The 19056-nt window shown below is 44.7% G+C and carries 22 protein-coding genes; 2 read left to right on the top strand and 20 right to left on the bottom strand.

Translation table 11 applies throughout. From position 1 onward, the window contains the following. Window positions 1-76 precede the first annotated feature (76 nt). The 13 genes from D7D50_RS01900 to D7D50_RS01965 all read right to left on the bottom strand — a co-directional run bounded on the left by D7D50_RS01900 (window position 77) and on the right by D7D50_RS01965 (window position 9695). A complete protein-coding gene (locus D7D50_RS01900; RefSeq protein WP_120701337.1) occupies window positions 77-370 on the bottom strand; it encodes a DUF202 domain-containing protein in 294 nt (97 codons plus the stop codon). Window positions 371-472: 102 nt separating this feature from the next. After that, the gene (locus D7D50_RS01905) at window positions 473-1327 is read right to left on the bottom strand and encodes a PTS system mannose/fructose/sorbose family transporter subunit IID (RefSeq protein WP_042361448.1); all 855 of its coding nucleotides are present in this window, start codon (window positions 1325-1327) and stop codon (window positions 473-475) included. Then, on the bottom strand, window positions 1311-2153 hold the full coding sequence (locus tag D7D50_RS01910) for a PTS mannose/fructose/sorbose/N-acetylgalactosamine transporter subunit IIC (RefSeq protein ID WP_120701338.1): 843 nt from the start codon (window positions 2151-2153) through the stop codon (window positions 1311-1313). Before D7D50_RS01910 ends, D7D50_RS01905 begins: the two co-directional genes overlap by 17 nt. A 64-nt stretch (window positions 2154-2217) precedes the next feature. After that, entirely contained in the window at window positions 2218-2712 is a 495-nt protein-coding gene (locus D7D50_RS01915) for a PTS sugar transporter subunit IIB (protein ID WP_006595112.1), read from the bottom strand. Window positions 2713-2729: 17 nt separating this feature from the next. Next, complete coding sequence (locus D7D50_RS01920; protein WP_120701339.1) at window positions 2730-3170, bottom strand: PTS sugar transporter subunit IIA; 441 nt, start codon at window positions 3168-3170, stop codon at window positions 2730-2732. Between the two features lie 134 nt (window positions 3171-3304). Beyond that, window positions 3305-4612, bottom strand: a complete 1308-nt coding sequence (locus tag D7D50_RS01925; protein ID WP_120701340.1) for an ABC transporter substrate-binding protein — start codon at window positions 4610-4612, stop codon at window positions 3305-3307. Further along, window positions 4609-5295, bottom strand: a complete 687-nt coding sequence (locus tag D7D50_RS01930) for a response regulator transcription factor (RefSeq protein WP_023022093.1) — start codon at window positions 5293-5295, stop codon at window positions 4609-4611. The genes D7D50_RS01925 and D7D50_RS01930 overlap by 4 nt, the downstream gene beginning before the upstream one ends. After that, window positions 5292-6611 (bottom strand): sensor histidine kinase, encoded by a 1320-nt coding sequence (locus tag D7D50_RS01935; RefSeq protein ID WP_120701341.1) that lies wholly within the window; start codon window positions 6609-6611, stop codon window positions 5292-5294. The genes D7D50_RS01930 and D7D50_RS01935 overlap by 4 nt, the downstream gene beginning before the upstream one ends. Then, entirely contained in the window at window positions 6611-7597 is a 987-nt protein-coding gene (locus D7D50_RS01940; RefSeq protein ID WP_120701342.1) for a substrate-binding domain-containing protein, read from the bottom strand. The genes D7D50_RS01935 and D7D50_RS01940 overlap by 1 nt, the downstream gene beginning before the upstream one ends. Before the next feature lie 220 nt (window positions 7598-7817). Further along, complete coding sequence (locus tag D7D50_RS01945; RefSeq protein ID WP_120701343.1) at window positions 7818-8213, bottom strand: single-stranded DNA-binding protein; 396 nt, start codon at window positions 8211-8213, stop codon at window positions 7818-7820. A 236-nt stretch (window positions 8214-8449) separates the two neighbouring features. Next, window positions 8450-9076 carry a YtpR family tRNA-binding protein gene (gene ytpR / locus D7D50_RS01955; protein WP_120701344.1) on the bottom strand — a complete coding sequence of 209 codons (627 nt, stop codon included), beginning with the start codon at window positions 9074-9076 and terminating at the stop codon, window positions 8450-8452. Window positions 9077-9090: 14 nt separating this feature from the next. Further along, the gene (locus D7D50_RS01960) at window positions 9091-9408 is read right to left on the bottom strand and encodes a thioredoxin family protein (RefSeq protein ID WP_023022088.1); all 318 of its coding nucleotides are present in this window, start codon (window positions 9406-9408) and stop codon (window positions 9091-9093) included. Continuing rightward, window positions 9405-9695, bottom strand: a complete 291-nt coding sequence (locus tag D7D50_RS01965; RefSeq protein WP_023022087.1) for a DUF4651 domain-containing protein — start codon at window positions 9693-9695, stop codon at window positions 9405-9407. The genes D7D50_RS01960 and D7D50_RS01965 overlap by 4 nt, the downstream gene beginning before the upstream one ends. 147 nt (window positions 9696-9842) lie before the next feature. Here D7D50_RS01965 and pepA point away from each other — a divergent pair, with 147 nt between their 5' ends. Next, window positions 9843-10907: a glutamyl aminopeptidase gene (pepA, locus tag D7D50_RS01970; protein WP_120701345.1), complete on the top strand. Its 1065-nt coding sequence runs from the start codon at window positions 9843-9845 to the stop codon at window positions 10905-10907. Between the two features lie 159 nt (window positions 10908-11066). Continuing rightward, complete coding sequence (locus tag D7D50_RS01975) at window positions 11067-12551, top strand: DUF1846 domain-containing protein (RefSeq protein ID WP_023022085.1); 1485 nt, start codon at window positions 11067-11069, stop codon at window positions 12549-12551. 109 nt (window positions 12552-12660) lie between these two features. Here D7D50_RS01975 and D7D50_RS10125 read toward each other — a convergent pair whose 3' ends face one another. The 7 genes from D7D50_RS10125 to D7D50_RS02005 form a co-directional block, all read right to left on the bottom strand. Further along, window positions 12661-12816 (bottom strand): hypothetical protein, encoded by a 156-nt coding sequence (locus D7D50_RS10125; protein ID WP_167444697.1) that lies wholly within the window; start codon window positions 12814-12816, stop codon window positions 12661-12663. A gap of 342 nt (window positions 12817-13158) precedes the next feature. Continuing rightward, window positions 13159-13983, bottom strand: a complete 825-nt coding sequence (gene folK, locus D7D50_RS01980) for a 2-amino-4-hydroxy-6-hydroxymethyldihydropteridine diphosphokinase (RefSeq protein WP_120701346.1) — start codon at window positions 13981-13983, stop codon at window positions 13159-13161. Between the two features lie 26 nt (window positions 13984-14009). Then, entirely contained in the window at window positions 14010-14564 is a 555-nt protein-coding gene (gene folE / locus D7D50_RS01985; protein ID WP_120701347.1) for a GTP cyclohydrolase I FolE, read from the bottom strand. A 1-nt stretch (window position 14565) separates the two neighbouring features. Continuing rightward, window positions 14566-15870, bottom strand: coding sequence for a bifunctional folylpolyglutamate synthase/dihydrofolate synthase (locus D7D50_RS01990; RefSeq protein WP_120701348.1), 1305 nt, complete (start codon window positions 15868-15870; stop codon window positions 14566-14568). Window positions 15871-15886: 16 nt separating this feature from the next. Continuing rightward, a complete protein-coding gene (folP, locus tag D7D50_RS01995; protein WP_165851222.1) occupies window positions 15887-16843 on the bottom strand; it encodes a dihydropteroate synthase in 957 nt (318 codons plus the stop codon). Between the two features lie 158 nt (window positions 16844-17001). Then, window positions 17002-17676: a CPBP family intramembrane glutamic endopeptidase gene (locus D7D50_RS02000; RefSeq protein ID WP_227877753.1), complete on the bottom strand. Its 675-nt coding sequence runs from the start codon at window positions 17674-17676 to the stop codon at window positions 17002-17004. Window positions 17677-17828: 152 nt separating this feature from the next. Next, window positions 17829-19025, bottom strand: a complete 1197-nt coding sequence (locus tag D7D50_RS02005) for an acetate kinase (protein WP_120701350.1) — start codon at window positions 19023-19025, stop codon at window positions 17829-17831. Window positions 19026-19056 lie beyond the last annotated feature (31 nt).

Consider the following 19056-nt stretch of genomic DNA (forward strand, 5'->3'; position numbering starts at 1 on the left):
CATGTTTCTATTGTATCACTTGGTCAAAAATAGTCAAGAAAAAAACACCTCAATCTCTTCGAAGTGTTTTCGATTTCTAGCCAACCAATTTTAGTTTTTGTTGGTAAGCTTGGATGACTTTTTGTAAGTTGGCTCGACCATGATACATCCCATACCCCACTAGCAACATCCCTGCTATTCCAATCAGGGCGATCAAGCTACCTAAGATCAAAAATAAGAGGGAAGTCTTGTGAAAGAAATAAATCAGCAGTCCACCAATACTGGCCATGAGAAAGAGCACACTAAACCAGCGACCCAAGTTTTCCAACATATGGCGTTGGTAGCGAATTTCCGTCTCATACCCTTTTATTAATTCTTGTCTGGTGTGCATAGATGCCTCCTTCAATAAAAATTGAGAATGAAGTATTCGTAAAGGAGGTCACGTACTTCATTCTCAATGCTCCGGTTGCAATAAACTGTTTCCAGTTTTCTCTTAGTATTTGAGACCTGGATCAAAGATTCCAAGAGCTACCCCAGCTAAGGCGATGATGACTAAGAGAAGCATGACCTTGTTTGGTGAGACTTTCTTCTTCGCCATGAGCCACCAGCAAAGCGTGATAAAGGCAGCAGTCAAGAGACCTGGATAGACGCCATCAATCTTTTCTTGGATTTTAAGGAAGGCTTCTCCGTCAGCATTTTTGAATTCGAGGGCTGTTGTAACAGAGACCCAAGTCGCTGCTACGGCACCGATGACCATACCACCGACCACACTAATCGCTTTACGAAGGGCTTGTCCTTTTGGTCCTACAAGGAATTCAACAGCCTTGTCCCCTAAGTGATACCCTTTGAAGAAGGCGAAACGCATGCCTAAGTAGACCAAGAGGTTCCAAACGACGATATAGAAGAGAGCTCCTGCAATGTTTCCGCCTTTAGAAAGACCAAGGGCAATCCCGAGAAGTACAGGGATTAAGGTCCCAACAACCAAGGAGTCCCCAATCCCAGCGATTGGGCCCATCAAACCAGCACGCATCCCGTTGATGGTTTCGCCATCTACTGCTTCTCCATTGGCACGCGCTTCTTCCAAACCAGCTGTAATCCCTACAACCAGTGATCCTAGTTGGGGTTCGGTATTAAAGAAGGCTGTATAGGTTTGCATAGCTTCTTTTTGTTCTTCTTTAGAATCATACATTTCTTCCACGATTGGAAGCATAGAAGTCAAATACCCAAAGGTTTGCATGTGTTCTTGAGAGAAACAGGTCAAGTGACCATAATACCAATGATGGAATGCTTTGGTTAGCGTTTTCTTTGAAATTTTCTTTTTATCAGCCATCTTAGATATCCTCCTCATCATCGTCAAAGTCATTTACTCCAGCAGAGACGACTTTCATTGTTTTAATCACTTCAAGTTCATAGTAGATCACCGCAAAGATTAATGAAACTACCGCACTCGCTACCAAGTTCAAGCCAAGAGATTTTGCCAAAGTAAATCCAACAAAGAATGGAATGAAGTCTCTCACTTCTGTAACGATTTGCTTCAAGAGGATGGCAATACCGACACATGGAAGAAGGGCACCGACCGTAAAGAGGGCTTTCATCCAGTAACCATCCATCGGAAGGTATTGTTTCATCAAATCTACCATGTTTTCACCGAATTTGGTGATAATCATTGTTGGAAGGAAAGAGAAGAGGAAATGAGAGATCCAAGGGTAAACCCAGTCAACTGCGTAGAGTTTTTTGAAGTTTCCTTCTTCAACGGCTTTCCAACCGATGTGTTGCCAAAGCAAATTCATTGTCGCAGTACCGTAGAAAAGAACGGTACCGATAGTCCCAACGGCTGCACCGATTGGGGCTGCTGCTGCTGCAATTGCTGCCTCACCAGTAATATTGTTAGCATGAACAAATAAGATAGAAAGAGGAATTCCAATATAAGAAATAGCCCGCACATCGGCAGATACAGTTCCACCAGGAGTAACCAAGGCGATGTATACGACCTGAAGGGCAACCCCGACCATGATACCGGTTGTCACATCTCCAAGGATCAACCCTGAAATCAAACCTCCGACCAGGGGACGACCAAGTGTATAGTTCCCGATACTGGAACCACCCATACCAGGCATTGAAGACAAGCTGGCGAAAATACCAAGCAAGATTGCTTGAATCCATGAAATTGTCATAACAAACGCTCCTTTTGTTTGTAAATATAGTTTAGTGACGAAGAGCTAGAATGTGCTCCCCTTTCTAGAATCCGAATTTTGATTTAAAATCATCCCAGTAACCAATCGACACATCTGGTAACAACTGGAATTTTACCTTGTAACCAGCAGCCTGAATAGCTTCAATAGCTTCTGCTTCTTCCTGGGTGATGGATTGGTTGTTCCCCAATTTCACAGCACCCGGACGGTCATTTGCAGGACCGACAATGATTTCTTTGACATCCCCTGGAACAAATCCTTGGTCGACCAAAATTTCTTTCATATCGATGGGGTTCTTGGTAATCAAGAAATAGCGAGTTTCTGATTCCGTTACTTTTGCAGATTTTTCCTTGAAAGCTTCCTTGGTCCAAACAAAGGTTTTCTTATCTGAAGCCCCTTTATAGGCTTGGATCAAGACCTTATTGGAAGCTGCTGCGTCGTTGACGGCGATTAAGCCATCACAAGGCTTTTCTTTAGCCCATCGAGTTACTGTTTGACCGTGGATCATACGGTCATCAATGCGTACAAATGATACTACCATTTTCTAACCTCCCTAAATTAAATATCATCGTCTTCTTCATCATCACCCTCTACTGAAGCAAGGGCAAATTCTTGTAAGGCAGTGGAAGCTTCGGATAAAATCACTTGGACTAAGTCTGCCCCCTCCATCATGTCCTTCATCACAACTGCTGTCAGCGCCATGGTCAAGTTCATTCCACCTAAGATCAAGGCTCTAGACAGCTTTCCTTGCTCCTCTAGCACCGTTGCAGCTGTTGTCAAAGGACTTCCACCTACAATGTCCGCTAGAACTAAGACAGAGTCCTCATCTGCCAAAGGTGCTAGAGCCTGACGAAAATCATGAGCAAAATCATCTACCGATTTGCCTTCTTTCAGTCCGACCGCAATCACCTGATCTATCTTATCCCCAGCAAACATTGCCAGTGAACTTTTCAGACCTTCTGCCAGTCCACCATGACTGACTAATACCAGATACTTCATCCTTTCGCCTCCTTTATGATGACCTTATTGTATTGCTTTTGAAAGCGTTTTACTATTGTCATTTGTCACAAAGAAAAGTTGACATCTGTCAATAAAAAAATGACATCTGTCACTTGACAGATGCCTAGTTCTTCTTAACGAAACTTCTCACGAAGCATTTCCTCAATAATCTTTTGAATTTGAGGCAATTGATTATCAATATCTTTTGCTTTAAGGGCATTATGAATGAGATAGTCCAATCGATCCCAGATATCAGTTGGCAGGTTCCCAGGAGTGCTTAGGACAGCTTTTTTCATAATTCGGTCCAGGGTCCGATTCGTCAGGGAGTCGGACCCAAAGTCATCCGCTTTAAGGAGGTCACGACTTTCCGAACTATTGACCACCGAAGGGAGGACAGAGGTTCCCTGCGACTGCCGAAAGAGTTCCTGCTGGACCTGCTGGTCCTGGGTCAAAAATTCCATGAATTCCTTGGCCTCCTTGCTAGCACTAGCCCGAGAAGACAGAGCAAATAAGGACGTATCCACTAAGGTTGATGGAGTAGAACCAGAAGCCCCGGGCATAGGGATACAGGTCCAAGTGAAATTCGAATACTTGGCAACATGATAAGGATAAGGTTTATAAGTTCGATACTGGGCCAAGGTCATTGGATAGAAAGCGACCTTGCCTTCATCAAAATTTTTTGAAGTGACATTGAAGTTCCCATGAAGAGCTTCGAGTTTTTCAACAAAATAGAGCGAACGCTTCATTTCTTTACTCGTCAGACTAATGTTATCCTGGCGGAACAGCTGTCCCCCGTAGGCTGCCAAGGCCTCTCGCCAAGTATAATCTGTACTTCCAAACTGATCTAGCTCCCCATCTCCATCCGTATCCTTCGTCACTTTTTGACAAATAGCATAAAATTCCTCCAAGGTCCACCCCTCTTTCGGAATAGCAATCCCTTCCTTTTCCAATAAATCCTTATTGACACACATCAAAACAGGATTGCTCTCAAATGGGAGGGCATATTGACGATTCTTGTACTTGCCGGCTTCTAGAGCAACTGGATAAAAATGAGAAGGATCGACCTGTTTTTCCATCAAGGGGGTCAAATCTTCCACCGCCCCACGCGCCGCTAACACTGGCAACTCTGTACTGGATACCATATATAGATCTGGCTCCTGTCCATGGAGGATCTGATTGGCTAACCAGTTCGCATACTTATTCTTCGGAATCCCGCTTTCATAGACAATCTTTACCCCTGGATGCGTTTTTTCAAAACGAGCAATCGCTTGGTCCAAGACTTTTTCTTCTGTTTGGGTGGGTACATCCCAGCTAGATCCTGCGTAGACCCCCAAACGGACAATCCTTGGCTGACGCTGCCACCAAATCCCTCCAGCAAGCAGAAGAAGCAAGAAGATCCCTAGAAAAAATCTGGTACCTCGTATCTTACGTTTTTTCTTCATCGGCCATCACTTTCTGTTCCAAAATCCTTAGTGGTCACACCTTTTTGAACAGACCAAATAGCTAGCTGGGTCCGATCCCGCAGGTTCAACTTAGACAAAATGGTTGACAGGTAATTCCGAATCGTTCCCTCAGACAGGAACAGTTTGGCTGCGATTTCCTTATTAGACTCCCCAAAACCAACCTGCTGGATGATCCGCCATTCAGTCAGGGATAAGTCGCTCACATATTCTTCAGAAACGGAGATTGTGTAATTGCTCTGAGCCATCTGAGAAAAAATCTGAAAAACCTTACTAGCAATATTAGGGTTTATCATGGCTCCCCCATGATAAACAATTTGAATGGCTTGGTAGAGCTCCTCTGTTGAAGCCCCTTTAAGCAAATACCCTGAAGCTCCATATTTCAAAGCACGAAAGATGAAATCATCATCGTCAAAGGTGGTCAGAATGATGATTTTAACCTCAGGGAAGCGTTCCTTGACTTCTTTTGTCGCCATCACGCCATCCATCTTGGGCATACGAATATCCATCAATACGACATCTGGTCGATCTTGAGGGATTCGCTCTAGCACCTCGTGACCGTCCGCCACTGCAGAAGTCACCTGAATATCTTGATGGGCAGACAAAATAATTTGGAGCGACTCGCGAATCAGTGCTTGGTCATCCGCAATCATTACTTTGATCATAAGATCTTTCCTCCTTTTTCTTTAGGCAATTCAATTCGTGTATAAAATCCATTTCGATTGGCAAATTCTATCCTTCCTCCCAAGATAGAGACCCGCTCTCGCATTTGTTTCAAGCCATAGCCGACCTGTAGTTGGTCAAAGCCGACCCCATTATCTTGGAGAATCATGACATAGGCATCTTCCACCAAAAATGAAATCTGCATGTAGGTCGCATGACCGTGGCGGACAGAATTGGTCATGGACTCCTGAATCACTCGAAAGACGGTGTCCTCCACCATGACATCCAGATCTACATCATCCCAGTCATAGGTTAGCTCGACTTGTAAGTTGGAAATAGCTTGGTATTCGTGAACCAATTTCAAAACCGCATCCCTCAAGGTATGGTCCTCCAAGGCACCTGGCCGAAGCTTGTTCAAAGAGCCCCGGACGTCCTTGATTCCATCTCGTACCACCGTAGAGACCGATTGAAGCTGGGTCTTGGCACGACCAGGGTCAATATCAATCAAAACCCCAACTGCATCAATCCCTGCAGAAATACCCGTCAAGGCATGGCCCAGAGTATCATGAATTTCCCGTGCTATTCGCTTGCGCTCCCGATCCTCCGCAATCTTTTCCGAAAGGGCCATGTAGCTATTTAATTCCGTATTAACCTGCGAAACCATTTCTAACTCTTTTTCAATCCGATGGTGCTCTGCCACTACCGATAAAATGTAAAAGAGAAGAGAAATAATAAAGACAACCATATTTAAAGAAGCTAGCGCATTTTTAGCGAATAGGATGAGCATCCGAATCGATGAAGGATAGAAGGCAATATAGGCATCTAGCGAAGGCAATTGCACAACTAGAGAAAGAATGTCATAATTGGTCACAAGGAGGACTATAAAACTCAGAAGGATAAAGGCAAACCAGTAGCGCCTATCTTTGGAACTACTAAACTCTTTGGAACCGTAAAAGATATCAGCAAATACCAAGAGGATGATCCCATTGTAGGAGAAGCTGAGGGCCATCATGACACCTAGCATCAGCAGTATTTCTAGAATATTCCATTTGTCAAAAACTGACCACTCCTGTGTCCCTTGACGCATCCGATAAAAGGTAATGAGAAGAATCCCTCCAAAGAGAAGAATGGAGATCCAAAAATTCTGAGCTGGTGAACTCGGTATTGCTCTTAATTGCTCCAATAATTGATACCCTTGCCCCTTGGCAATGATGTAATTGGTCGCATGTAGGTAGAGCGAACTGCTAAATAAAATGGCGATGAAATTAATGATTTTTAAGAAAATCAAACTATAACGAATGCCGCGGAGCTTGGTCATTACTGCCACCCGTTGACATCGTATCGGTCAACATTATCCTTATCAATCATCTCTACTGGGATCTTATATTGCTCCTTGTAGGATTTACCTGTCCTCATGCACTCAATCACTTGCATCACCTGTCTTCCCATTTTAAGAGGAGATTGAGCAACTGTCCCTTCAATATCATCCGTCGTCGAAAGCAAAACCTTCATATCCGGAGAGCCATCGATTCCATAAATAGAAATCGGCATAGCTAATTGATTTTCCTTAATCGCTGCTAAAGCTCCGATGGCTGCCCGATCATTTAAGGCCACGACAGCATCAAATGCAAGACCGTCCTGAATGACCTGGGAAACAGCTGGCAGGGCCAATTCCGTTTGCCCACGAGTCTCTTCTCTCCCAACAATCTGATAGGCAGGTTCCGACTGAATCGTATCTAAGAACCCTTGAATCCGTTGCTCTGCCGATATCGTCCCCTTATGCTCTAAGAGGAGGATTTTCGCCTCTTTTTTCTGCTTCATCAAGCGCTGGGCTACCAAGACCCCTGCTTGGTAATTATCCGACACCACACTGGCATCTACCGTGAAATGGCTGAGCTGACTGTCCACTGCAATGATTTTAATCCCTGCCTGCTGGGCTCTCTTTAAGGAAGCAATGATTTTAGGGCTATCTCCTTTTACAGGATTAATCACAATCACATTGACCTTTTGTTGACGAAAATAATCAATCTGTTGACTTTGTTTTTCTTCGTCTAACTCTGGATTACGAACTAGAAGCAAGTCCCCTTTTTCGTCAGCCACTCGTTCAATTTCTGCATTAAGTGTTTGATAGAATTCATTGTTCATGGTCATGTAGGTCACGCCAATCCGCATCTGACCACGCACAGGCTTTAGTTGACTAGCATTCAAGTAGATGACCCCTACCACAAAAACCAGGCTCAAAAATATCGTATAGATCATCGCTCGATCGCGTTTCTTTTGATCAGTTCCCTCTTCCAACCCCATCTCTTCTCCTCTTAAAAACGAATTATTTTACAACATCAAACCTTTTCGTTCGCATTTAATACCTTTTATTATAGCATTTTTTACCAAGAGCTTGAAGGTCTTACGGAAATGAATGCGTTTTACTCCTCTTTCTAGACGATAACTTTTCCCTGCAACTTCAGCGAGAAGTTTTCGAAAAAGAAAAAACGACACAGCTTAGCAACTGCACCGTTTTCGTCTTTTAAAATGGAAGTTCTTCCTCTTCGAGGATGAGATCCGCTAGATCCCCTCCCGCTCCATTAGCCCGCATCGCTCGTTGAGCGCGACTTTCTAAGAGCTGGAAGCCTTGACAGAGCACTTCTGTCACATATTGTGTCGCCCCATTTTTCTCATAACGTCTGGTTCGAAGCTCGCCATCTACTGAGAGCAAGCTCCCCTTGTTGGCATAGGAGACAAGGGTCTCTGCTAATTTCCCCCAGACCACTAGGGTGATAAAGTCCGCCTCCCGCTCGCCATTTTGATCCTTGTAACGCCGATTAACAGCCAGAGTTGCGCGGGCAACGGACTTGTCTGTATTGGTCTTATGAAGCTCTGGGTCTGCCACAAGGCGCCCGATTAAAATTACTTTATTGTACATATTTTTTCCTCCTACTTATATAATTCGTAGTTTTTTAGCCATTTGAGGAAAAAATAAAAAAGAGAGTGGGACAGAAATCGGTCATTCGTTAGAATTCGATTTCGTCGTCCCACCTCCGCACAGTTGAGTAGGGCTGTAAAAGCTGATGAAATCAGCGTAGTAGAGCCCACTCAACCACTGCGTTTTGCTCGACAATCCAAAGACAATTGAGAAGTTAGGACTTTTGTCCCACTCTCTTATCCTTGCCAGTGACGGGTGGGGTCAAATGGAGTTCCCACCTCTTCTGTATCTTGCAATTCAATAATCCCGCGTTTTTGTGGAGCATTTGGTAAGTGCAATTCGCGTGGGCTACACATCATCCCAAAGCTCTTTTCTCCACGAAGGGCCCCTGGGAAAATCAAGCTTCCATCTGGCATCATCGCACCTGGTAGAGCCACGATTGTCTTGAGACCTTCACGCGCATTTGGCGCACCTGCTACGATCTGAACCGTCTTGTCTGGTCCGACAGCCACCTGGCAGATGTTGAGGTGGTCACTATCTGGATGAGCAACCATTTCAACGATTTGCCCCACGACAAACTTAGGCTCCTTGTCATTGACCAAGACTTCTGCAAATCCTTCCGCTTGCAATTCTTGATTGAGACGTGCAACTTGCTCATCACTCAAGAAAATTTGCCCCTTGCCATCAAGTGCAAAGAAAGTCGAAGCCTCAAAAATATTCCAGGCCACTGTTTCTTGCTTGTCTTCACAGTAGACACGGGCTACTTTGCCTTTGCGCTCTGCTGCTAATTTGGCATCCCCACTGTTTTTCAAGGTAAGCATTAAGACATCGCCGACTTGTTCTTTATTATAGGTTACAATCATTTTTTCTCTTTCTCCTACTTCAATCCTGCTAAAAATTCTGAAATCTGAGCCTTGGTTTTACGGTCGCGATTGACGAAACGACCCAGTTCCCGATCCTTGTCTAGGACCACTAGACTCGGAATGCCATAGATATCCCAAAGCTTAGCCAGGTCTAGATACTGGTCTCGGTCAACCAAAACGAAGGTAAATTCAGGGTTTTCCGCTTCAATCTCTGGCAAAAAGGGCTGGATATACCGGCAATCGCCACACCAATCCGCTGAAAAGAAGAAAACCTTCTTTCCTTCTTGCTCGACGTAGCTGGCTAATTCCTCTAAAGACTGTGGTATGATCATAGTTTTTCCTCTTCATACTGAAGAAGGCCTTCTTCATAGACAAAGCGATAGTGGCGCTCATCCTCAAATACGAGCCCTCCTACCAGACGTTCTTCGCTTGATTCATAGAGTTCCACATAAAGGGTCGCAATCTTTCCCATATTCTCCATCTGCTCACGGACTTCTGCGACTAACTCTTCTTGCGTCCGCAGACGTTTTTGATCTTTGGCAATTTTATAGGCCCCAAGGGCAAGAGCACTTGCACTAGCTGCTGCAAGGCTGGATAAAATGATTTTTTTAGCTTTCATACCTCATATTGTAACACAAAATACAAGCTGGGACAACGAAAGGAGAATACTGCTACCAACAATTACGATCTGCTCTCATCCCCTTCAACTGCCACTACCATCTCGACTAAAAAAGTGATAAAATAACAATCAGAAAGAAGGTAACTTATGACTGATTTATTTTCTAAAATCAAAGAAGTAACAGAACTTCCTGCCATCTCTGGCCACGAAGCGCCTGTTCGCGATTATCTACGCAAACAGATCACTCCACATGTGGATGAAGTGGTCACAGACGGCTTGGGAAGCATCTTTGGGGTACGTCACTCAGAAGCGGCTCACGCTCCTCGCATCATGGTCGCAGGCCATATGGATGAAGTTGGCTTTATGGTCAGTGAGATCAAGGCAGACGGCACCTTCCGCGTGGTTGAAATCGGTGGTTGGAACCCTATGGTGGTCAGCAGCCAACGTTTCACCCTTTTGACACGCGATGGCCATTCCTATCCTGTCATTTCTGGATCTGTTCCCCCACATTTGACGCGTGGCGCAAATGGTCCTGCTCTTCCAGCTATTGGGGATATTGTATTTGATGGTGGCTTTGCCAATAAAGAAGAAGCCGAGAGCTTTGGGATCCGTCCGGGCGACACCTTGGTCCCTGAAAGCACTGCAATCTTAACAGCCAATCAGAAAAACATCATTTCCAAAGCTTGGGACAACCGTTATGGGGTCTTGATGGTCAGCGAATTGGCACAAGCCCTCTCTGGACAAGCCCTAGCAAACGAACTATATGTCGGAGCGACTGTCCAAGAAGAAGTCGGACTGCGTGGTGCAGGGACTTCTGTGACCAAGTTTGATCCAGAAATCTTCCTGGCTGTTGACTGTTCTCCAGCTGCAGATGTCTACGGAGGGCAAGGAGCTATCGGCGAGGGTACCCTCCTTCGTTTCTTTGACCCAGGTCACCTCATGTTGCCAAATATGAAGGACTTCCTCCTAACCACTGCTGAAGAAGCGGGTATCAAGTACCAATACTACTGTGGAAAAGGCGGAACGGATGCTGGAGTGGCCCACTTACGAAGTGGTGGAGTGCCATCTACAACCATCGGAGTCTGCGCGCGCTACATCCACTCTCACCAAACCCTCTACGCTATGGATGACTTCCTTCAAGCCCAAGCCTTCCTTCAAGCCTTGGTTCAAAAATTGGATCGTTCAACGGTTGATTTAATTAAGAATTATTAATATTTTTCTCAAAATAATTGTTTAAAATCCCCATCTTGGGGTTTTTTTGATATAATACTGAATAAATATTGCAACGGGTGTTCTTTTGCACTCCCCTTTCCTTATATGAAAGGCGGAGTACCGCTAAAGATCACCCTCGCTTCTTTATTGGAGGTTTAAATGAAGAAACAAGCTTTTAGTTCCGAAAAGTATTTGAATTTGCAACGTGATCACATCCTCGAGCGCATCAACCAATTTGATGGCAAGCTCTACCTAGAGTTTGGGGGAAAAATGTTGGAAGATTTCCATGCTGCACGTGTCCTTCCTGGTTATGAACCAGATAACAAAATTAAGCTTCTCCAAGAACTTCGTGACCAAGTGGAGATTGTTATCGCTATTAATGCCAATAACATTGAGCATTCAAAGGCGCGTGGTGACCTAGGTATCTCTTATGACCAAGAGGTCTTTCGCTTGATCGATAAATTCAACGAATTGGGCATCTATGTTGGTTCTGTCGTCATCACTCAGTATGCTGGTCAACCAGCCGCAGATGTTTTTCGTAAACAGTTGGAAAAGAATGGCATCGCCTCTTACCTCCACTACCCAATCAAGGGCTACCCAACGGATATGGATCACATCATTTCTCCTGAGGGAATGGGGAAAAACGACTATATTCAGACTAGCCGCAATCTCGTTGTCGTGACAGCTCCTGGTCCTGGTTCTGGTAAATTGGCTACTTGTATGTCCAATATGTACCATGACCAACTGAATGGCATCAAATCTGGTTATGCTAAGTTTGAGACTTTCCCAGTTTGGAACTTGCCTTTGCACCACCCAGTGAATTTGGCCTATGAAGCAGCGACAGCAGACCTAGACGATGTCAATATGATTGACCCATTCCACCTCCAAACCTATGGCGAAACAACGGTCAACTACAACCGAGATATCGAAATCTTCCCTGTCTTGAAGCGGATGTTGGAACGCATCCTCGGAGAATCTCCTTACGCTTCCCCAACGGATATGGGAGTGAACATGGTCGGCTTTGCCATTGTGGACAACGACGCAGCGATTGAAGCCTCTAAGCAAGAAATTATCCGCCGTTACTACCAAACCATTCTGGATGTGAAAGCGGAGCGTGTTGGCAGTGGGGCTATTAAGAAAATTGAACTCTTAATGAACGACTTAGGTATTTCACCAAAAGATCGCCAAGTCACCATCCTTGCCCGCCAAAAAGAAGAAGAAACTGGTGATCCTGCCTTGGCCCTCGAATTACCAAACGGAGAAATCGTGACAGGTAAGACCTCTGACTTATTTGGTCCAACGGCAGCTGTTCTCATCAACGCCATCAAGAAATTGGCCAATATTGATAAAGAAACCAAGTTGATTGAGCCAGAATATGTGAAACCAATCCAAGGCTTGAAGATCAACCACTTGGGCAGCCGCAACCCTCGCCTCCATTCAAATGAAATCCTCATCGCCCTAGCCATTACAGCCATGAACCATCCAGAGGCTAATCTTGCCATGCAAGAATTAGGTCGATTGAAAGGGAGCGAAGCTCATTCAACAGTGATGTTGACAGACGAAGATAAGAACGTTCTTCGCAAACTGGGTATCCATGTAACCATGGATCCAGTTTACCAATACGATCGCTTGTACCGCAAATAAAGAAAACCAAGGCTAGACCTTTGGTCCTAGCTCCATATACCAAAAATCCCTTGAGTGCCCGAAACAGTTGGCATCCAAGGGATTTTTCGTATGTTAGCTGGATGGGGAATTACTTTTCCTTAAAAAGATAGAGCCCCACAACCAGCATCAGGACAAGGAGGATTGGATACACTTCTTTTGGAAGTAAGTCCGTTTCCAAACTCAACCAAAGAAAAAGAACAGCTAAGACAATCGCGATCAACCATTTTACAAGATAAGATTTCATCAGTCCCTCCACTCCTAGTCTAGTTAAGCTCAGTATAGTCCTGCTCAATCAACTTGTCAAGGTGAAAAAAGGTAGCTGACCCTTGGATCAGCTACCTCTGATTGAATACAAAGTAATCTTAGAAACTTTCCTTAGGTGAGTACGGACGTCAGCGAACTTCGAAGAAGTTCCATGACTTAGTTTTGGATCTAAGGTTCCAAAACTCCCGAGTGCTAGAAACAATATTGTTTCTAGCACTTTTTTCACCGCGGAAAGTTCCTGTACATGTTTGAATAAACCTAATAATATGGAGCATTTGCTTCTTTTCAACATCACTTAGGTTGTTTTATATCAAGAAACAGTTTATGTATCTTTTGTTTCTTTCACAGCCTCCCACAGTTGTCGGATCTGTCTTCTTTGGACAGGATCCACAAAGTAAGGAGCAATTTCATTTAAGGATTCTAGGACAAATGCCCGTTCTGCCACATACGGATGAGGGAGAATCAAATCTGGACTATAGAGGATCAAATCCTCCATATAAAGGAGATCTAAATCGATGACACGAGGTCCCCATTTGATCTCACGGACCCGACCCATTTCTAGTTCGATTCCTAGCAAGGTCTCAATCAAGTCTTGGGGCGTAAACCAAGTTTCGACCTCTACGACTTGGTTGAGGAAGCTATCCTGCTCAACCCCTCCCCAAGGTGCTGTCTCAATCTGAGAAGAGGTTTGGAGAATCGTGAGCCCCTTTTCTTCTAATTTGGATACAGCTGTTGCCAACTGGTGTCCCTTATCGCCCATATTGGTTCCCAGACCAATAAAGGTCCGTCTTTTTTCTCGTTCAATCGTGACCGAACAGGTATCCAAAGGTAGAGGGACTGGAGCCCAAGGTTTTTTCAACTCAAGTCGAACCTTTCTGACAAAGTCATAGGTCGCAAAAATCTTCTCCACTAGCTGAAAAGCCACTGTCTCAATCAAATCGATCTTCTCAGCTTGAACCCAGTCTGTCAGTTGCTCAGCTAAGATTCCATAATGGATCGAAGCCGTCAAATCACCCGTCCGAGCAGACTTTGTCATCTCGTAATCGACACAAACATCCAGGACAAAACGCTGCCCCAATTCCTTTTCAGCGGAAAAAACACCATGATAGGCATAAATTTCCAAATCTTTGATCCGTAATTGATCCACGATAGTCACCTCAGTTCATCTAGGGGTTAGTGTCCCATCAGTTTATAGGCTTCGTTTTTCAGGTCTTTATCTGTCTCTAACAAGCCACGCGCCGCTGTCGTCACAGTGGCCGTTCCTGGTTTCCGCACTCCACGCATGTTCATACACATGTGCTCTGCCTCCACCCAAACAAGGGCTCCCTGTGCTCCTAGATACTCCATCAAGGCATCCGCGATTTCCATCGTCAAGCGCTCCTGGATTTGAGGTTTTTTGGCATACACTTCCACTGTCCGAGCTAGCTTAGAAAGGCCTGCTACGCGCCCATTGGGGATATAGGCAATGTGGACCTTGCCATAGAAGGGCAAGAAATGGTGTTCACACATAGAGTGGAAGAAGATATCCTTTTCCACCACCATATTGTTGTCCACAATCTCAAAAGATTTTGATAGGTGGACTTCTGCAGTTTGGTTAAGCCCTGCAAAAATCTCTTGGTACATCTTGGCAATGCGTTCTGGAGTTTCTTGCAAGCCCTCACGGTTTCCGTCTTCACCGACTGCGTCGATAATCATCTTCACGGCTTCTTGAATTTTCTTTGTATCCATGTCATCTCCTACTGATTTCTTCAATTAGAAAGGCTCTTACTTGAGCCAAAAAGTACAAGGATCCCGTCACTAAGAGGAGATCAGATTGTTGCGATTCTTTTTCTATATAATTCGTTAAAAATAGCTTCCACTCTTGATAAGGCAGGCCTTTTTGATGAGCTATTTTCTGCATTTCTTTTGCGGAATAGGCCCGTGGGTCTTCAAAGGTCGTCAAGGTCAACGAACTCTTTTCCAGTCCACTCCACAGTTCCAGCATCTCCTCGATCGCCTTGGTCTGGATACAGGTAAACAAGACTTGCTTGTCCAGTTGTCCATAACGTTCTTTCATGGTGGTTACAAGAGGAGCTACTGCATGCGGATTATGGGCGCCATCTAGAATGATGAGAGGCTGACTAGAAATGATCTCTAGGCGACCTGGCCACTGGACTCCCTTCCAAGCTTGGAGGATTTCTTCTTGGCTCAAGAGGGAGAGTCCTTTTTCTTGACAGAAGGTATCGCAGAGAGCTAAGGCCAGACCAGCATTGTCTACTTGATGAAGTCCCAATAACCCTGTCTTCAGTTGCAGTTCTTCCCGATACTGGCTCCGATAATGAAAAACTTCTCCATCAGCCAAAGATTCTTGGTAGCCAACTAAAAAGTCCTGTCCTAGCAACTCTACTGGTGCAGATAGGCGGCGGGCCTGCTGCACAATGACTTCTTGGGCTTCCAGTTCCATCCGGCCTAGCAAGACCGGAATCTTTTCCTTGATGATCCCTGCCTTCTCCCGTGCAATCGAGGCTAAATCCGGTCCTAAGAGTGCCACATGGTCCAGGCCAATCGTCGTGATGGCTGTCAAAATAGGCTGGCAAACATTGGTACTATCGAGACGACCGCCCATCCCCACTTCCATCACGACCACATCTGGCTTCTCTGCCGCAAAATAATCAAAGGCCATGACCGTCATCAACTCGAACTCGGTCAAGCCACGTAAGGTCTGATCAGAACTGTTTTTTGCAAGTAACTCCTGATAGAGGGACAGATAAGTCTCCACATCTCGGTCCGAAATGGGAATCCCATCGATACTGATTTGCTCATTAAAGGAAACTAGATAGGGGGAAGTGAAAACACCAACCCGCAACTCTTTAGCTTCTAGTAAAGACCGCAAATGAGCTAGGGTTGATCCTTTCCCATTGGTCCCAGCTAGATGGATTACAGGACAGGCGAGGTGAGGATTCCCCCTCAAGGCTAGCAGGGCTTCCATTCGTTCCAAGCCGAAATGGGGCTCGGAAGAACGATACCTAGCTAACCAACTGAGATCTACTGTCATATCTCTTCTCTTTTCTTTAGCGATATTGTTTTAAATGAAGGTCCGGCGCTTGATCAGCTTGGTAGATCGCACTACCAATAGCTACTGCCATCTTATGAAGAGGTATATCATGCACGCGAACGATTTCTACCCCTTGGCTGGCAGCCATACTCGTTAAATGGCTTGAGGCCAAATCCCGATTGTAAAATCCTTCTTTTGTTTCAGGGTCGGTCTCAAATCCCTCTTCTTCTAGAATATTGACCACAAAGCGCTTACGAGAGACTCCTAAAAAGATCGGATAGCCCTTGGCATGAATGGTTTTTAGGTTCTGCAAGAGTTGGAGGTTTTCCCGCTTGGTCAAGCCAAAACCGATCCCAGGATCTAAGAAGAGTTGATCCTGACTCAATCCTGCTTCCTCTGCCCTCTCAAGACTCTTGTCAAAGAAGGCCCACATACAGTCTTGGATAGGAAGACCTTCAAACTGCGCTAGCTCCTCCGATGAAAAGGCCGGCTCAAAACCAAAGGACGGAAAAATCACAGAACTTGGATGATGAGGACGAGCCATGACTGGATTAAACATAACAACGGCTCCAGCACGAGCTTCTGCAATCACCCTCGCCATTTGCGGATCCCCAAGCAGGCCTGTAATATCATTGACCAAGTCTGCTCCAGCTTCTAGAGCTACACGAGCAACCTCTGACTTCCAAGTATCAACCGATATCAAGATATCACTCTCTGCTCGAATCGCTTCAATCACTGGTACGACCCGCTGGATCTCTTCTTGGATCTCTACGAAGTGACTCCCTGGACGTGTGGACTCTCCACCAATATCCAGCATCCTTGCCCCTTCTGCAATTAGCTTGCGAGCCTGTTCCAGAGCTCTTTCTACCGTTTGGTAACGCCCCCCATCTGAAAAGGAGTCGGGGGTGACATTGAGGATGCCACATAGAAGGGTCCGATCCTTGCCTAGTTGTCTCCATTCACTCTTTGACATATCTTCCTTCATCTTTCTAAGAAAAGCCAACCAAGCATAGAAAAGAGGTTAGAATGATTCCAACCTCTGAGTTTGTCTCTATCTGCGCCTAGATGCTTCTTTGGTAGCTGACCAAAGCTTCTGAATAAAACCCATTGGTCCTATCATTCTACCATATTTTAAGCAGGAAGAAAAGAAACCAGAACAGTTATCAGAAAGGCAAAAGCATTCAAGGTAAAGTGCAATAAAATAGAATATTCTACTCGTTTGTAGCGGTAGGCGACCCAAGTCAAGATGAGGGACATGCCACCATAGATGACCCAGGAACCAAGATTACTTGGTGTGTGTAAATAGGCAAAAACAACAGCCCCAACCAAATAGCCAATTTTTTCGTATCCCTTAAAGATTAAGCGGGGAATCACAGCCCGACAGATAATTTCTTCTCCTAAAGGTGCCACTACGACAATGAGCAACCCCATTGCCAGCTGAGGGGCCACTGAAGAAATCCCCTGAATTGTTTCCTGATTGGCTGTAGTGGTCTCTCCTATATTCCGAAGCACTGTAGCCCCCACAATATTATTTGCAAGTAGAAGCAAAAAGAAAAGGAAATTTCGTCCAATATCTCTGCCTGTAATCCGTGAAAAATCTAGTGGATCGAGTGGACTCCATTTCATAAACCACCAAAGCAAATAGACGAGAATCATGGTAACCCCAAGGACCAGGCTATTAATTGTCCAATTTGACCAAGCATTTTCAATCCCCAAAATCAAAGCGACCATCGGTAGTTGAGTTGCAAACAATAGCGGTATTCCGATTAGTAACCATAAACCATTCGAAACCCATTTTTTCTCCATCCAATTTTCCATTATTTTACCTCGATTATCAAACTATTTTTCTAGTATAGCATAGATGGCCAACTGGAGCAAGCCCAAGTAGAAATCGCAAAACAGAAAAAAGAGGCGCTTCGAATCAGCCTCTTCTCTCTTCTTTCTTTAGAATAAAAGTCTTATCCCTTGTTTTTAAAACGTTCTACATCACGTGCAATGACTAATTCTTCATCTGTTGGGATTACCAAGACTCTCACTTTGGCATCTGGTGTTGAAATATCCCCTTCTGCACCAAAGACATTCTTTTCTGGATCCACATCACAGCCGAACCAAGTCATCCCGTTAATGACTTGTCCACGGATCGTTTTAGAGTTTTCTCCGATACCAGCTGTAAAGATGATGGCGTCTGCTCCATTCAAGACAGCAAAGTATTGCCCGATGTATTTCTTAATACGATCAACAAAAATATCGTTTGCCAAAAGCGCCTTATCATTCCCATTGCGCATGGCTTCGTGAATATCACGCATATCACTAGAAAGTTCAGACACTCCTAGAAGACCAGATTCACGGTTCAAGATACGACTGATATCTTCTGGATTTTTGAAATCTTCTGTGTTCTCCATTAAGTACGGAATAATGGCAGGGTCAATATCCCCTGTACGTGTTCCCATCATGATTCCACCAAGTGGTGTGAAGCCCATAGAAGTATCTACTGAAATTCCTTTGTCTACCGCTGTAATAGAAGCCCCATTCCCAATGTGACAGGTGATTAATTTCAACTCTTCGATTGGTTTTCCAAGAAGCTTAGCCGCTTCGTGGGCTACATACTCATGGCTAGTCCCGTGAGCTCCATACTTACGAACCTTGTTTTCAGTGTAATATTTAGTTGGAAGAGGATAACGATAGGCTTTTTCAGGCATTGTTGTATGGAAAGAAGTGTCAAATACCACCACGCTAGTGATGTCTGGCAACAACTCTTTAAAGGCGCGAATTCCAGCAGCGTTTGCAGGGTTATGCAAAGGCGCTAATAAAGAAAGTTCTTCTACCTTTTGAAGCACTTCTTCATCTACAAGAGCAGACTCTTTGAAGTACTCACCACCTGCAACGACACGGTGTCCTACTCCAGTGATTTCATCATAGGAAGCAATAATATTAAAACGAATCAAATCATCTAGAAGGATTTTAACCGCTTGTGTGTGGTTCTCAATGTCTAAAACTTGTTTTTCTGCTCGACCATCAAATTTTACTGTGGAAATGGAATCTTTGAGTCCAATTCTCTCGATGAGACCTTTTGCCAAAACTGTTTCTTCTGGCATTTGGTATAATTGCCATTTCAAACTTGAACTACCTGCATTAATTGCAATTGTTTTCGTCATTTTTTTACCTCTTTAAGCGTTTTCACCCCTA

Source organism: Streptococcus koreensis (assembly GCF_003627135.1).
GTDB classification, from domain to species: domain Bacteria; phylum Bacillota; class Bacilli; order Lactobacillales; family Streptococcaceae; genus Streptococcus; species Streptococcus ilei.